Genomic DNA, 15,274 nt, shown 5'->3' on the forward strand with positions numbered 1-15,274 from the left:
TGAGGCGATTTCGGCCATGAGGAGGGCTCCGAGTGAGGCGGAGGGGAAGACAGGGCCCCTGGGGGCCATCCAGAGGCCCTGTCTGTCTGGGGGGGCGGAGCGGTTAGTGTGCTCCGGCCTGTGGGGCGCGCTCGACTCGTCGACTGCGCTTGCCCCTGGATGGCGGGTTGGCTCAGCTGCGGCGCGGGGCGTAGGAGACCTTGGCCTCCATGTCGCCACTGACGGCCTGCATGAGCTTGGTGCGGATTCGGCACACTCGGCGGTTGAGCGTCTCCCGGCTGACGCCGAGCTCGGCCGCTGCTTCCTCACGCGCCACACCGGGGTCACCCTCTGCGAGCTCGATGCGTGCAAGCAGCTGGACCTCGTCGCGGCGGAGGGTGCCGGAGTCGATCGCCCAGGTGAGGATCGTCACCAGATCCCGGAAGACGTCGTCGCTCTCGTCGGGGCCTGCGATCTTCTCGAGCAGCTCGTCCTCGATCGGCATCGCGTCGACGCTGTGCTCGCTGCCGAACCAGACTCCGAGGTTCTTGATCGTCTCGAGACGGATGTTTCCGGAGACGGAGTGGACGCGCTCGAGCGGGTAGGTGTGAATGACCTCCCAGAGCACGCCGATCGTCGCAGTGCGGGCGTCGGCGGGGGAGTGCTGCCACAGGCTGCGCATGCTGCTGCAGCTGCTCGGCAGCCGCAGCGCGAGCGGCATGAACGACTTGAGCAGGACGCGGCCGGCGAAGGTATCGCCGGCGTGCTCGAGGGTGAGCAGCTCGAGCAAGAGCGCGTCGCGCTGTTCGGGAGCTTGCGGCTGCCGGATGAGGTTCACGGCCTCATCGCCGGTCAGCTCGCCGAGCGTTCCGAAGTGGTGAGTGGTGTGGGAGTGGAAGCTGTTCCACTCGTCGAACAGCTGGTCGGCAAGAGGTGATGTCTTCGCCCAAGCAGTCATGAGAAATGGCCCTTCGTCGTGACGTCGGTTGACGAAGGGCCACGTTCCTCAGCACCCCTGGTTCAGATCCTGGAAAGTTCCGGGCGGGCAGGAGAGTGCCCGACCGGCGGATGCTGGCTTCGGTGGGTCTGAGTCGCGATCCGATGCTGTAAATGCCCGTTCAGGGGTGGTTTCCATGTCTCGCTGCATGGGCGCAATATCCACGCAAGATTTCTTCGATCCGCGATGTCCGCGAAGGGCCGAAAACCCGGCCTATACAGATATGCCCCCGTTGGTCGGGAGGCATCAGGACTCCGCGGAAGGGACAGAAACGTGAGCGAGAGCAGCACCGCAGACAGCGCCGACGACGCCATGTGGGAAGGATTCAAGCCCGACGCTGCACGCGCGATCCGTGCGCGCCAGGGGTTCGAGGAAGCGGTGGCGAGCACCCTCGACGCACCCTTCGACCCCTCCACGCATGGCCGCGTGGTGAAGGCGGTTGAGGAGCTCTCGGCAGCGGTGCCGGCAGCTCTGCGGGTGGCGCAGCTGCGAGTGGGAGGAGCTGCATAATGGCGCGCCGCGAGAAGACGTCGAAGCCAGCCAAGGAGACGAAGACCGTCCCGGCACAGGGGAGCAGCTGGACCCATGGTCGGCAGCTGGGCGGCAAGGTGCTGTCCGCACTCCTGTTCGCCGCGATCGCGTGTGGGCCCATCGCGCTCTTCGCCGCGGCCGCACGTCCGGCGCCCGTCGTCGCCGCAGCGCCCGAGGCGCAGGCAGCGGGGCTGAGCACGCAGCAGCAGGCTGCCGGCGGTTACGCGGAGGGATTCGTCTCCTCGTGGCTGAGCGCGACGAAGGACGCGCCGGGTGACCTGGCTACCTACGTCGACCTGGCGGCGCTGCGGCAGCTGTCGGTCACGGCCTGGGAGTACCGCGACCTGTCCGTGGTCTCCATCACACCCGTCGACGGCTCGGACTTCGTCAACGTCGTCGTCGCGGCGAACATCAAGGAGCTGTCGGTGACGGACTCCGACGACACCAGCACGACGAGCTGGCCGCGCCGCTACTTCCAGGTGGCGATCGCGGTCAACGGAGACACGGTGCGGGCAGTCGGTCTCCCGGCCCAGATCTCCGCTCCCGTCCAGGGCGAGACAACGTCGCTGGTCTACAAGCAGACCATCGGATCCTCTGACCCGTCTGCGGAGACGGTGTCGGCGTTCCTCGGCGCGTACCTTGCCGGCTCGGGCGACCTGTCCCGATACAGCGCCCCGGACACATCCTTCGTGGCGATCTCGCCCGCCCCCTACGTGATGGTCAACGTCGAGGAGCTGCGGTCGGACCTGACGCCCACGGAGTCCCCGAGCGATGGCGACACCCTCAAGGTGCTCGCGACCGTCTCACTGCTGAGCCCGCTGGACCAGCAAGTGACCTCGACGTACACGCTCACCCTCACCGCGCGTGCCTCCCGCTGGGAGGTCAGCGCCATTGATCTTGCACCGCAAGCGGTCTCCGACAAGGGATCGACAACCCCCACGCCGACACCGTCCGGTAACGGCAACTAAGGAAGGAACACCAACCATGTTCGATTGGATCAACGGGATCACCGCTGATGCGACGACTGCTTTCCGGGCGGTCGTGTTTCTCGCAGCAGCAGTGATCTTCTTCGTCGTCGCCGCCAAGGTGCGGTTCGCCATGGCGACGACCATCATCACCGGCATCGCGTGCGGCCTGGCCATGTTCCTCGCCGCCGGCGGTGGCGAGTGGGTCATGGGCCTCATCCAGACCGAGACCGTCGACGCCATCGGAGTGACGATCCACCAGATCGCAGCTCCGGCGGACGTCCTGGTGCTCAACGAGACCACCACCGCGGCCGGCGACACGGTCTACCGGCTGGTCGCGTAAGGGGCGAACGTGGCCGATCGCGACGAAGAGAGAGAGGTTGCGCGCTTCTACACGCGCAGCCGCCGGTTCCCAAAGTTCATCGGCCGTCTCCACGACGGCACGAAGATCCCTGGGGGCCCCTACACGCTGACGCAGGGCGTCGTCCTGGCGATCGTCCTGGTCGTCGCGCTGATGACGCAGAGCGTGTGGGGGACTGGCTCTCCGATCGTCGACATTCCCGTCGCTGCCTTCGTGTCCTGGGGAGCAGCGTGGGGAGCCGGAAGGATCCCGGCCACACGCCGGAACCTGCTGAGCATCATCACTAGCGGCATGTCCGCGATGACCCGCCCCGCAGCCGGCCGCTACCGCGGAGTGACCATGCGGGTTCGCCCGCCCCACTTCGCAGGCGGCGGAACAACGATCGCCGAGCCGGTCGGAGCCACGCTCGCCCGCCCGGATAGCGAGAACACCGCACCCGCACCGGAAGCGCCCGTCGTGGCGCAGCCGGTCCTGCAGCCGCGCTCGACGCCGCTGCCGGCGCACGCACCCGCACACGCGGTCAGCGGCGTCGAGCGCCTGCTGCAGCAAGCCCGAGGAGGCAACTGACCATGAGCTACTCATCCCTCCTCCCCATCCTCGGCGGCACGCCGATCACGGTCCCCCTCAGCGGCGGTCGCGATCTGCTGCTGGCCACGCCGACCGACTGAGAAACGAGACGACGATGCAGATTCCGGCAACAGCGATGACGAGCAACCTGATGTGGACCCGCTCGGGCGTGGTCTGGGCGACGTGGCGGCTGCAGCCGCTCCCGTATGCCTACGCCACCGCGGCCGCAAAGCAGCTCGTCAAGGCGCACCACCAGGCGCTTTTCCAGGCCCACCGGGGCGAGGGGCTGCTGCTGGGGCTGTGCGCTGACCTGGACCCGGTGTCGATCGTGGAGCGGATGCTGGATGGGGTTCGCATCGACGAGTGCCCCGACTGGGCGCGCGAGGTCGAGCTGACCCTGGACGCGCTCGAGCAGATCCCGCTCGGAACGCGCGCGTTCTGGTTCTCGGTCCCGCTCGCGGCCGGTTCGATGAAGGCGCGCGCGATGTCGGCACTGCGCGCCGCCGACACCAAGCTGCGTGACACGCTGGCTCTTCCCCGTCAGCTGCCTACCGACTCCGAGATCGCCGCTGCTGCGCGGATGGCCAAGGAGATCGAGGTCCGCATCCCCGCCGCGTTCCAGCCGACCCGCGCAACGCCCGCCGAGCAGATCTGGATCGCCCTTCACTCGCAGCAGCGCGGCCTCTCCGCAGACCTCGCCGCCCCTGTCCCGCCTGCCGAGGGTACGGAGGACGGATTCGGCGCCGACGAGCTCGCGCACTTCCAGATGCCCTCCGCGATGCCAAACCCTTGGCTCGACGAGGGCGGGCAGAGTGACATCGCCCCCAAGTCCGGGCAGCAGTTCCTCCCGTTCAAGCGCCGCTACCTCAAGGTGCACAGCCCCTACGCGGACGAGACGTCGTCCTACCAGGTGGTGCAGGCCATGGTCGCCGCGCCCAAGGCCGGCTGGGTCTCGCCCGGCGTCGAGTGGATCTCACACGTCGACCAGTTCCCCCTCGACGTCGACTGGGGGATCCGTTTCACCGTCACCGGCGCCGACGAGGTCAAGCGTCGCAACAAGAAGGCCGAAACCGCCATCGAGGAGCAGTACAAGCATCAGGAGGGCACCGCGACGATCACCGGCGGCGGATCCGACCTCGGCGAGATCGCAGAGACGCTGGCCGCGTACCACGCCTCCCTCAACCGCTCCGACAAGGAGGTCGAGGTTCAGGCGACGGTGCTGTTCGCTGTGGGGGCAGATACCGCCGATCTCGCGAAGGCCAAGGGCCGATTCGTGGCAGACGAGTACAAGCGCGCCGACTTCCTCCTCGAGGCGCCCCTGGGCGGTCAGGAGGAGCTTTGGTGGGCGATGATCCCCGGCACGCCCACCGGGCGCATCGTCCGTGAGCTCACCCAGATCACGACCGGCCGGGAGTTCGCGACCGGAGTGCCGCTTTCCAGCAACGAGCTCGGAGACGAGAAGGGCGCCCGCTTCGGCGAGAACATCAGCACCGCACGCCACACCCCGATCCTCCGCGACGCGGACGGCAGTATCCAGGCCGACACCAGCGCCAGCTTCGGCGTGGTCGCCGAGCTCGGCGCCGGCAAGAGTGTGCTGCTCAAGGGAGACATGGGCGACACGGTCGACCGCAACGGCCGCGTCGTCGCGATCGACCGCACAGAGGCCAAGGAGTACGCGGTCTTCGCGCAGAGCCTCCGGCCGGACACCACGACGATCGTCGACCTGATGACCCCGGAGTACTCGCTGGACCCGCTGCGGGTGTTCGGCCCTCTCGTCGGCGCACGCATGGTGCAGTCGCTCTTCGCGGTGATGCTCGGCATCCGGGCTCGCGACTCCCGAGGCGTTGCCCTGTCCCGCCTCCTCGAGCCGGAGTACGTCGCCGCGCACGACATCACCAGCCTCGGTCGCCTGCGGGCACATCTCAAGACGATCTCCTCCGCGGAGAGCGATGAGCTGTCGGGCCTGATCAACCTGGTCGCGTCGAAGGACATCGGCGAGGTCCTCTTCAACGACGGGCTGACCGCTGTCGACCTGAAATCGCGTGCCCTGGTCTTCCTCACCCATGGGCTGTCGCTGCCGGACAAGACCGAGCTCGAGCACGCGCACCTGTTCGAGGAGATGCCCCTGGAAAAGATCTACGGCCGCGCGATGTACGCGATGCTCATGGGGATCTCCCGCGAGGTCTGCTTCATGAACCCCGGCGAGCTCGCCGGCGCCTACTTCGACGAATGCCACCACATCACCCAGTCACCCGAGGGTGAGCGCGACCTGCGCATCGGCATCCGCGATGGCCGCAAGCACCGCGCGTTCTTCGCCCTTGGCTCCCACGATCCCGCCGACTTCGGTGAGACCCAGACGCGCGGCCTGCTCAAGACCCGCTACGTGATGCGTCAGACCGACAAGGATCTGGCGCGCCGCGCGATCGAGTGGTTGACCGGCGAGCCTGCAGACCCGGCGATGGTCCAGGTGGTCACCGAGGATCTGTCGCCGCTCGGCCCGGACGGCAAGGTCGCCCCTGAGCGGCGCGGTGAGGGCCTGGTCCGTGACCAGCGCGGCCGGATCGGAAAGTTCCGCAAGACGCTCCCCGAGCGCCCCGACCGACGCGAAGCGGTGCTGTCGACTCCGTCTCTGGTGACGCCATGATCGGGTTCTACCGGCACACCTTCGAGACCCTGGGCGGCGCGTTCTGGCGGATCCGGTTCTGGGTGCATGATCACCCCCGGTGTAGCAAGGTCTTCGCCGTGATCCTGATCGACCTGTTCCTGGTCCTGTTCGGCAACACGTACTGGGCCTTCGCCGCTGACGGTGGCGGCTCGTCCCCGTTCATGCTCGGCGGCGACATCACCGACAGCGACGGCGTCCCCCTGACCAACTACACGGTGCTCCCGCTTGACCGCGGCGACGTGTTCACGATGGGGAAGTTCTTCATCTCCATGTGGATCGACCCGATCTGGACCGGGCATCTGGGTCTGGTGTCGTGGATGATCTGGTTCTGCGACTGGCTGCTCTCCTTCGAGTGGGTCGACATCGTCGCGGCACCGTTCGGTGCGCTGGCCGACCTCCTGCAGGACTTCCTCGGCGAGATCGCGTGGATCCCGTTCGCGCTGACGATCGCCGGCGGAGTCGCAGGCCTGGCGATCATGCTCGGCCGGCACTCCACCGGGTGGGCGGAGCTGTTCATCTCGGCGTGCTGCGCAGTGCTGGCAACCGGGCTGCTCGCCAACCCGATCGCCTCGCTCACCGCCGCCGGCGGCGCCTTCGACACCGCCCAGGAGTACGGCGGTCAGATCGCCGCCGTCGTCGTCACCGACGACATCAACAGCACGGAGCTCGACTCCGAGAACCTGCTGTCCGCTGCGGTCACATCGCAGCTGGTCGACATCTTCGTGAAGATCCCTGCGCAGACGATCGCGTTCGGCCACGCCCTCGAGGGGCAGTGCGCCACGACCTTCACCGACACGATGACCAGCTCGGCGCCTATCCAGACCGGCGGCAACGAGGTCCGCGACGCGGTCGGCGGCTGCGACGAGGAAGCGAAGACGTTCAACCAGAACCCCAACTTCGGCCAGGTGCTCACGGCTGTCACGATGACCCCCGGCGCGTTGACCCTGTTCATCCTCCCGATGGCATTCGCCGTGCTGTTCCTGGTCACGGTGCTCGGCTTCCTGATCTCCGCGATCAAGACCATGTGGAACGTCTACATCGGGATCCTCCCGGTCAACCGATACCCGCTTTGGAAGTCCCTCGCCGACACCTTCATGGGCCTGGTCGCGATCGTCTTCATGGCGGTCGTCATGGCTGCCGTTCTCAAGCTGACCGTCGCAGCAATCACCGGGCTCAGCAGCCTGGGGATCCCGCTCGTCGCGCAGATGACCTTCGCAACGCTGGTGATGATCGTGCTGCTGTTCCTGATCATCCGGGCGCGCCGGATCGCGAAGAAGACAGGCCAGTCGATCGCCGAGCAGCTCTCGCGGTACGGCATCGGCAAGGGTGGCCCGACGCAGCGCGACGGGGTCAAGACCGTCGCGGCGATGGGCGCCGTGTCGACGATCGCGGCCGCGGCTCTGCGCCGCCCTGACAACACGGTCGACGCGCGCTCCATCAACTTCGGCGCTGCGGCCGCGCAGGACATCGGCACAATGACCGCCACACGCCCGCCCGCGACGCCTATGCCGCCCTCTTCGCCATCCGGCGGCTCGTCGGGCCGTCCGGCGCTCCCGTCGCCGCAGAAGGGCCCTGGGGGCGGATCAGCGGCGGGTGCCGCCGCCAAGGCATCGAAGACGGCGGATCTGGTGTTCACGGCCGCGCGAATCGGTAAGGGCGCCGCAGCTGGCGGTCTTGCCGGCGCCGCCGGCGCCGCGGCGCTCGAGGTCGGTGGCCGGGTGGCGACCAAGGGGGCATCCAAGGCGGTCTCCGCGGCCGCGTCCGCCGGTAGCAGCACGCCACGAGCTGCCGGTGACCCGAAGGTGGTTCCGATGGTCGTCGACCCGGCGCCGACGTCGACGCGCACCCCGGACGGCCCGCGCCGCATCGTCGTGGACTCTTCGGGCATGGGGCACATCGAACGGCGCCCCTCCTCCTCCGGGGTCGTCGACATCACGTCGCTGCCACCGCGCGCCCCTCGATCCCCGCGCAGCGGTGAGATGCGTGCCCGGCTCGCGATCGCGCAGAAGTAGTCCGCATGTCCGCATCGGGAGTGCTCGAGCGCACCGCTGACGTCGCAGGCGCCGCCAGCGGTGGAGACGACGGGGACGGAGGCGGCTCGCGCAAGGTCATCCTCTGGGTGATCGCGCTCGTGCTGGTGCCGGTGGTGATCTTCGCCGGCTACACGATGTTCCTGATGATGGCGATCGCCGGCGCCTCCGGCGGCGGGTCGTCGCAGTGCACAGCGGGTTCGCTGACAACCGACAAGCTCGAGGTCCAGACCACCGGAGGATCGACCCGCACCCTCGGTGCGACCGAGCTCAGCCACGCGGCCACCATCCTCGCGGTCGCTCGATCCCTGGGTGTGTCCGCGCGAGGACAGCAGATCGCGATCATGACCGCGCTGCAGGAGTCCGGCCTGAAAATGTATGCCAACTCCTCGGTGCCCGAATCTCTCGACTACCCCCACGACGCGGTTGGCAGCGACCACGACTCGGTCAACTACTTCCAGCAGCGCGTGTCGGGCTGGGGCACCGTCGAGGATCTCATGGACCCCGTCTACGCCGCCAAGGCGTTCTTCGGCGGCGAGGAGGGCCCCAACGGCGGATCTCCTCGAGGACTGCTCGACATCCCCGGCTGGGAGGAGATGGGGCTGGGAGAGGCTGCGCAGACCGTGCAGGTCTCCGCGTACCCGACCGCCTACGACAAGTGGGAGCCCGCCGCTCAGCAGATCATCACCGCGGTCGGCGGGTCGGTCAGCTGCGACAGCAGCACCGTCGTCGGGCAGGCCGCATTCCCGCTCTCTCCGGGCTACCAGATGACGTCCGGCTACGGTCCCCGCGACATCTCGGTCCCTGGCGCCTCCTCGTGGCATGTTGCGATCGACCTGCAGCACTGGCCGAACCCGTGCGGCGACCCCGTCTACGCGATCCTGCCTGGCACGGTGACCCTCAGCAGCTCGCTGTGGCTGTCAATCAAACACCCCGATGGGTTCGTGGTCTCCTACCTGCACATGTACAAGAGCGAGCGCCTCGTCGACGTCGGGGACACCGTCACTGCCGGCCAGCAGATCGGTGCGGTCGGGAACGTGCCGCCCAGCGGAGGATGCCACCTGGACTTGCGCATCAACAAGAACGGGACGACCAACGCGGCCGTCGCCGCGCTGCGGGAAGCACCTGCTCTGGGTGCTCCCGCCCAGTACGCCGGCTTCGTGGACCCCGAAGAGTTCCTCCGCCTCTACGGCATCGAGATCTGCCCCACAGACGGCACCTGCCGGCGCCTCTAGCCCCCTGGAAACCCGCGCGATATCACGGTTTGCGCCCTACTGACGACCTGGAAACCGGCCTGTAGTGTGGGGATCAGCCCCGGCCCGAAACGGGGCCGAAGCCTCCCCCATTCAGACGGTGACTCGTGCCCTCAACAGATGTCAGCGCCACTGGCGACGCCGACCGACCCGCAGGGTCAGTCTCGGCCACCGGCTACCGCTCAATCGCGTACTTCCTCCCGGTTGCCCTGCACTCGCGGCTCAAGGCTGCGTGGTGGGCGACGAGAGACGAACCGGAGGGCGCGCCGGCGTTGGCCGGTCTCGTCGAGGTCGCGATCGGCCACGAGGCCGACCGTCTCGAGCAGCTCTACAACGAGGGCGTCCCGTTCCAAGCCGCGCCCACCCGCGCCCAGGGGGTCAACCCCAAGGGGGCTTCCGGGTACCGCCACCAGACCTACTACCTGCCGGTTGCCCTGCATGCGCGGCTCAAGGCTGCGTGGTGGGCGACGAAGGATAAGCCGGAGGGCGCCCCAGCGTTGGCCGGTCTCGTCGAGGTCGCCTTCGAGCGCGAAGCGAGCCATCTCGAGCAGCTCTACAACGAAGGCGTCCCGTTCCCGCCGGCGCCGGCCAAGGCACGGGGCATCAGTCGTGCCGCAGCGCAACGTCAAGGCGAGTGGCTCCGCGGCGAATGGGAGCGCCGGCGGCAGGCGCAGACCCCGCCCGACGCCACCGACGACTGACCTCACCCCGGCGAGCTCCGGGGTGTTGCAGGGAGTATGCGCCGCAGTATGCCGCCGATATGCGCCGCGATATTGCGCCATACCTGCGCGAGGGTTGCTGCTGGAAATATTTCCCAGGGGGAGGGGGTCAAGCTCGATTCGACAACCGTGCCTGCGGCAGAACGCCAATCGGGCTTGATCCTATCACCCGTGTCAAGCGCGGGTGTAGCGGAGGTATTGCGCTCATGCGCGCCGCGATGTGGCGCAATACCCGTTTCCAGTCCACCGTCTCGATCTCCTCGGGCTCACTCTGGCGTAGGGGACATCACGAGTGCGTCAGGGCACGCGGAGAATCCGCGATGTCCGCGAAGGAGCCGATCGCCGGCCTATACCTCGCAAGAGGGTCGTGAAGTACTCGGCCCGCTCAGGAGGCTCGAATGGCAACTCGTGTGGCATCACGTCCGCCGGCACGACCGCCCGCACCGGCAGCGGTGGCGTTGGGTGTTCTTCCCCGACGTCAGCTGACCGGGATCATCCCGGCGCTGCTGTGCATCGCTCTGGCGACGGCAGTGACGGGGCTGAACGCGGTGCGGCCGTTCACCGATCTGGTTCCGCTGCTGTGGGTCGTCGCGGTGCTGCTCGCCGCCGCCGCCGTCGTGTCCGGTGTGCGCACCTTCCAGCGTGAGGGTCGGATGGACCCGGCGATCGAGGCGGTGCTTCCACTGCTCGGCGCGGCGCAGCCGACGCGCGCGCTCGTCGAGCCGGTGAAGTGGACCCGCGGATGGGTGGGACTCCCGGAGCGCATCAAGATCCGATACGCCTCACACGTCGACGACACCGATCCTCGCTTCGTCGATCAGATCCTCGCCGGCCTGGCCCGCCGGCTCGGAGCGGAGTACCGGGTGCGCAAGCACAACTCGAGGCGCTGCGTGCTCGTCGTCGAGCTCGCCCCAGCCAGCGATCCGATCTCCCGCGAGCAGCAGCGCGCGATCGAGGTCGTCAAGCTGGTCATCGACCCGAGCGCGAACGTCTCTGTGAAGAGCGCCGAGGACGGATCGGTCTCGAAGATCGAGGTCAAGCACAACGTGGGGCCGAAGATGGCCATCGCCGCCCGACGCTCTCAGGTCGAGAAGGTGGTCTCTTCGATGCTTCCCGGCCGGTGGCGGGCGCACTGGGATCTCGAAGGCGACAAGATCACGTTCGAGGTCCGGCCGACGATGCCAGACATGGTCCTGCACGAAGTGGAGCCCGCAGCCGCGCTCACCCATGCCGCCTACAAGGCGTTCAGGATCCCGATCGGCCCCGACGAGGACGGCCAGATCCAGTCGTGGCATCCGGCGGTCTCTCCGCACTGCCTCGTCATCGGTGGCACCGGATCGGGCAAGACCAGCTTTCAGCACACGGTGCTCACCCACCTGGCGCACGCGCACTGGCGGGTGTGGGTACTCGATGGGAAGAGGATCGAGTTCGCCGGGTTCCGGGACTGGCCCAACGTCGAGCTCGTCGGCGCGCGCGTGGAGCACCAGGTGCGGATGCTGCATGCCGCGCACGAGCTCATGGAGGAGCGGTACTCGCAGCTCGAGAACGGCACGGCCCGTCTCGAGGACTTCGACCCGCTCGCCCTGATCATCGACGAGTACGCGACGTTCAAGGCGCGCGTGCAGCGGTGGTACAAGACGGTCAAGCCCAAGGGGGCGCCAGCGCAGGCTCCCGTCCTCGATCTGCTCTCCGACCTCGCCCGCCTGGCGCGATCCGCGAAGATCCACATCCTGCTGGGCCTGCAGCGTCCCGACGTCGAGTTCCTCGGCGGTGAGATGCGAGACAACTTCGGCGCCCGCGTCAGCTTCGGCCGTCTCTCTCCGCAGGGCGCCAACATGATGTGGGACAGCTTCGCGGTCGGTGTCGCGATCCCGCGCAACAAGCGCGGCCGTGGCGTCACCCTGAACGCCGAGTCCCTCCCCGTTGAGATCCAGGCGTTCTACACGCCGGATCCAGCGAAGCTCGACTCCACCGACAAGGGCGACTGGGATCACCTGGCGGCGCTGCGCCCCGAGGTCGCGGACTACGAGCGGATGATGGTGCGCGACCCGGAAGCGGAGCTCACCGACGATGGCGAGGGCGAGGAGATCGAGCCCGACTACTTCCAGTGGGCTTCGGCCGAGATCGTCCCGTGGGATCCCGCGGCCTCGTCGACGAGCAAGCACGAACCCCTCCGCCCCGCGAACGTCACTCCGCTGGACCCGCGCGAGCGAGTCAGGTTCGTCCCCGATGTCGACGACGAGACACCTGACGTCGACGCGGCCGCGGACGGCGACGGGTACGGCGAATCGCTCGAGGGGCCCGCGGTGGAGCTCGAGGTCGGAGATCTCCTGCTCGTCGACTCGGCCTTGGGCCTGTGGGCCGTGATCGAGGGTGTGGAGCCCGATGTCGTCGACGACGAGTACCTCGCGATCGAGTACCGCGACCTCGACAACGGCGAGGACGGGTTGCTGACGGTCTTCGACAACTCGGTGGTCAGCTACCGCCGACCCGAGGCTGCGTGATCGTGGCCGCCATGACGCTGCGGGCCACCTGGCCCCGAGAGAAGGGATGAGCCGGATGTCGAACCAGAGCGTGTCGGAAGACGACTGGATCTCGCTGCTGCTGATCGCCGTGCTCGTCCTGGCTAGCGGCGCCGTGTCGCTGGGGATGTTCCTCGATCCGCTGCGCGCGTGGATGCTGCAGTACCACTTGCTCGAGCAGGGCGATGCCGTGGCGATCGCTGTCGTCGACGGCGTTGGGCTCGGCTGGGGGCAGATCCTCGTCATTCTCGCGATCCTGATCGGTGCGATCGCGCTCATCGTGTGGCTCAAGCGCCGCGCGGCTGCCCGTGTCTGAGCTGTCCGCCATGCTCAGCAAACGAGACCCAGAAAGGAGGAGAGATCACCCATGACAACCACACTGACGAACGGCGACAAGTCGATCACGCTGTTCACGAAGCCATCGTGCGTGCAGTGCACCGCGACGTATCGCGCACTGGATGCGAAGGGCATCGACTACGACGTCGTCGACCTCAGCGAGGACGCCGCGGCGCTCGAGCAGGTCAAGTCGCTCGGCTATCTGCAGGCGCCGGTCGTCATCACGGATGAGGATCACTGGTCGGGCTTCCGTCCCGACAAGATCGACGAGCTCGCGCAGCGGCTCGCGTGACTGACAGCAGAGGCCCCGCCGGCAGCTCTTCGCCGGCGGGGCCTCTGCTCTGCTCGTCCGAGTGGGACATCATCTGTGCGGCATGTGCGCCGCTGCCCACCGCTGCAGCAGCTCCTCCCGGAGAGGCCTGTTCAGCTCGAGCATCCGCCGAACCCCGACCGGCGCTGCATCCGTCGGCGTGCCGACGTCGAGCGTGCGCAGCCCGAGATGCTCGCAGGCCCATGCTGCGAGCTCGTCGAGCTCCACAGTGACGGTGGCGGTGACGTCAACGCGCTGCTGCCACTGAACCTTGTAGGCGGGCATCGGACGCTCAATCAGGATTGCGGAAGAAGTCGATCACGAGCGCGATGGTGAGGGGGACGAGGATCACCGCTACAGCGGTGATGATGATGCGATCAAGGATCGGCGCGGCGAGGATCCCGAGCCACCCAGCGAGGACCGCGGCCGCGATGTACAGCAGCGCGATCGCGAGCCGGCGGAGCCAACGAGTCGTGGGCTCCGGGATCGTGCGGGGACGGGCGGCGATGGTCATGAGCTCGCCCCGCTCTGGCCGGCACGGTGCTCGCGGATATGCGTGTACGGGACGGTGCCACGGTGGCCGTAGGCGTCGACGATCGTGACGCTCTTCGGGTTTGTGCGCGTGACGGTGCACCAGCTACCGAAGTACTTGATCTGGTCCCCGACGTCGATGGTGTCCCTGCTGTGGTCGGTGGCGACACCGGTCGCGATCTGCTCGGCCCGGACCTCCTGCCAGTAGATGAGCTGATCATCGGTCGCGGCCAGCTCCCGCTCGAGCCGCTCGGCGTAGGCGCCGGTCGCTGCGACCGTGACCTCGACATACCCGCCGGGGAGGGTGCGTCGGGAACCGTCGAGACGTCGACGGATCCCGGCAAGGTCTGCACGGAGCTTCTCGATCCGGTTCGCCACAGTGATCGGCGCGTACCGCGCATCGTTCGACGCGGCCGCGATGTCGGCACGCACCTGGGCGCGCCGTGCCTCCGCGTCGGCGTCGATCGAGCGGCGGATCGCCGCGTCCGCCTTCGCGATCGCTCGGCGGTGGCCGGCCTCCGAGTGGTGTCCGACCTTGATGGGCTCGCCACCTTCAGGGAGACGTCGCAGCGCGCGTGCTGCGCGCTCCGCCTCCTCTGTGGCGTCCTGTTGGCGCCGAGCGGCGCGCTCCGACAGTGCGGCAGCGCGGTCGTCCCTGCGGTCGACCAGGTCAGCCTCGACGACGGCCGCAGCCCGGCGTTCATAGTCGATCGAAATCTCGACAACGAACCCGGCAGAGGTGAGCTGCTCGGCGGTGCGGTTGATGATCGCGGTCTTCGGTTCGCGGTCGCGGGAGTGGGGGATGTACCAGGATCCGAGCGCCCGGCTCCACCGCCAGCCGTTGGCCTTGAGAGCATCGGCCGTGCCGTCGCCCCGGCTGGTCCCTTCGATGAGGGTGCCTTCCGCGGCAGCGTGGATGATCGTGAGCGTCATGGCCGGCTCCCTTCCCGCGCGGCCGCGTCGTGGGCGAGCGGGTGACGGAACCCGATCTCCCGTTCCCAGACCTCCGCGGCGCGGTGCAGGCCCTCGTACTCCTTCACGCCCAGGTGGTCGGGGGAGTCGACGAGCGTCCGGTGGGCGAACCGACGTGCGATCGCGTCGCCGAGGCGTTCGACGAGGTCACGCGCAGGGGACTGATCCCATCCGGGGTGGTGGCAGGAGACTTCGGCGAGTAAGAGACGGCTGCGCTCGATCTGCAACGCCTGCTCGTCATCGGCCATGGGGACGATCTCGGCGACCGGCTGCCATTCGTAGCGCGGTGCGGCGATGTGCTGCTTGATCGCGTAGCTGACGCTCGCGTAGTTCTCGTCCCAGAGGCTCTGACCCATCCGGTCGGCGTTCTCCGCGAGCTCGCGCGGAGTGTTGCTGCGGTAGGCGGGCGTGGAAATGTAGGCGGCGGTGACCAGCAGGTCGATGGTGTCGCGGTTCACGGGAAACGCGCGCATGATGAGACCCCCTCGGTAGGTGGTGAATGTGACATTCACTACCCTAGGGCCGGTAGTCACCCA

The 15,274-nt window shown here is 68.0% G+C and carries 16 protein-coding genes; 11 read left to right on the forward strand and 5 right to left on the reverse strand.

Features of this window, described 5'->3' with window-relative positions; genetic code table 11:
- Positions 1-172: 172 nt before the first annotated feature.
- Entirely contained in the window at positions 173-937 is a 765-nt protein-coding gene (locus J8G10_RS18870) for a hypothetical protein (RefSeq protein ID WP_251448520.1), read from the reverse strand.
- A gap of 312 nt (positions 938-1,249) precedes the next feature.
- On the opposite strand from J8G10_RS18870, the gene J8G10_RS18875 reads away from it, so the two are divergent.
- The 11 genes from J8G10_RS18875 to nrdH all read left to right on the forward strand — a co-directional run bounded on the left by J8G10_RS18875 (position 1,250) and on the right by nrdH (position 13,217).
- Positions 1,250-1,486, forward strand: a complete 237-nt coding sequence (locus tag J8G10_RS18875; RefSeq protein ID WP_005052720.1) for a hypothetical protein — start codon at positions 1,250-1,252, stop codon at positions 1,484-1,486.
- Positions 1,486-2,475, forward strand: coding sequence for a conjugal transfer protein (locus J8G10_RS18880; protein WP_062635273.1), 990 nt, complete (start codon positions 1,486-1,488; stop codon positions 2,473-2,475). Before J8G10_RS18875 ends, J8G10_RS18880 begins: the two co-directional genes overlap by 1 nt.
- Before the next feature lie 16 nt (positions 2,476-2,491).
- The gene (locus J8G10_RS18885; RefSeq protein WP_062635271.1) at positions 2,492-2,815 is read left to right on the forward strand and encodes a hypothetical protein; all 324 of its coding nucleotides are present in this window, start codon (positions 2,492-2,494) and stop codon (positions 2,813-2,815) included.
- Between the two features lie 9 nt (positions 2,816-2,824).
- Positions 2,825-3,400 carry a hypothetical protein gene (locus J8G10_RS18890; RefSeq protein ID WP_062635269.1) on the forward strand — a complete coding sequence of 192 codons (576 nt, stop codon included), beginning with the start codon at positions 2,825-2,827 and terminating at the stop codon, positions 3,398-3,400.
- Between the two features lie 115 nt (positions 3,401-3,515).
- Entirely contained in the window at positions 3,516-6,044 is a 2,529-nt protein-coding gene (locus tag J8G10_RS18895) for an ATP-binding protein (protein ID WP_251448523.1), read from the forward strand.
- Positions 6,041-8,077, forward strand: coding sequence for a hypothetical protein (locus J8G10_RS18900; protein ID WP_251448528.1), 2,037 nt, complete (start codon positions 6,041-6,043; stop codon positions 8,075-8,077). Before J8G10_RS18895 ends, J8G10_RS18900 begins: the two co-directional genes overlap by 4 nt.
- Before the next feature lie 5 nt (positions 8,078-8,082).
- Positions 8,083-9,330 carry a M23 family metallopeptidase gene (locus tag J8G10_RS18905; RefSeq protein ID WP_251448531.1) on the forward strand — a complete coding sequence of 416 codons (1,248 nt, stop codon included), beginning with the start codon at positions 8,083-8,085 and terminating at the stop codon, positions 9,328-9,330.
- Positions 9,331-9,620: 290 nt separating this feature from the next.
- Positions 9,621-10,049, forward strand: coding sequence for a hypothetical protein (locus tag J8G10_RS18910; protein WP_251448534.1), 429 nt, complete (start codon positions 9,621-9,623; stop codon positions 10,047-10,049).
- Positions 10,050-10,465: 416 nt separating this feature from the next.
- On the forward strand, positions 10,466-12,571 hold the full coding sequence (locus J8G10_RS18915) for an FtsK/SpoIIIE domain-containing protein (protein WP_193599293.1): 2,106 nt from the start codon (positions 10,466-10,468) through the stop codon (positions 12,569-12,571).
- A 55-nt stretch (positions 12,572-12,626) separates the two neighbouring features.
- Positions 12,627-12,905, forward strand: coding sequence for a hypothetical protein (locus J8G10_RS18920; protein WP_193599294.1), 279 nt, complete (start codon positions 12,627-12,629; stop codon positions 12,903-12,905).
- Positions 12,906-12,956: 51 nt separating this feature from the next.
- Positions 12,957-13,217: a glutaredoxin-like protein NrdH gene (gene nrdH, locus J8G10_RS18925; protein WP_193599295.1), complete on the forward strand. Its 261-nt coding sequence runs from the start codon at positions 12,957-12,959 to the stop codon at positions 13,215-13,217.
- Between the two features lie 69 nt (positions 13,218-13,286).
- Here the strand turns inward: nrdH and J8G10_RS18930 are convergent, their stop codons facing one another.
- Genes J8G10_RS18930 through J8G10_RS18945 form a run of 4 tightly spaced genes read right to left on the reverse strand, consistent with a single transcriptional unit; the run spans position 13,287 to position 15,211 of the window.
- Positions 13,287-13,520 carry a hypothetical protein gene (locus tag J8G10_RS18930; RefSeq protein WP_251448537.1) on the reverse strand — a complete coding sequence of 78 codons (234 nt, stop codon included), beginning with the start codon at positions 13,518-13,520 and terminating at the stop codon, positions 13,287-13,289.
- A 7-nt stretch (positions 13,521-13,527) separates the two neighbouring features.
- The gene (locus tag J8G10_RS18935) at positions 13,528-13,749 is read right to left on the reverse strand and encodes a hypothetical protein (RefSeq protein WP_251448539.1); all 222 of its coding nucleotides are present in this window, start codon (positions 13,747-13,749) and stop codon (positions 13,528-13,530) included.
- Positions 13,746-14,699 (reverse strand): DUF3560 domain-containing protein, encoded by a 954-nt coding sequence (locus tag J8G10_RS18940; RefSeq protein ID WP_251448541.1) that lies wholly within the window; start codon positions 14,697-14,699, stop codon positions 13,746-13,748. Before J8G10_RS18940 ends, J8G10_RS18935 begins: the two co-directional genes overlap by 4 nt.
- Positions 14,696-15,211, reverse strand: a complete 516-nt coding sequence (locus J8G10_RS18945; RefSeq protein WP_193599299.1) for a hypothetical protein — start codon at positions 15,209-15,211, stop codon at positions 14,696-14,698. The genes J8G10_RS18940 and J8G10_RS18945 overlap by 4 nt, the downstream gene beginning before the upstream one ends.
- Positions 15,212-15,274 lie beyond the last annotated feature (63 nt).

Origin of the sequence: Microbacterium sp. USTB-Y (genome assembly GCF_023703415.1) — a bacterium.
Classification (GTDB): Bacteria; Actinomycetota; Actinomycetes; order Actinomycetales; family Microbacteriaceae; genus Microbacterium.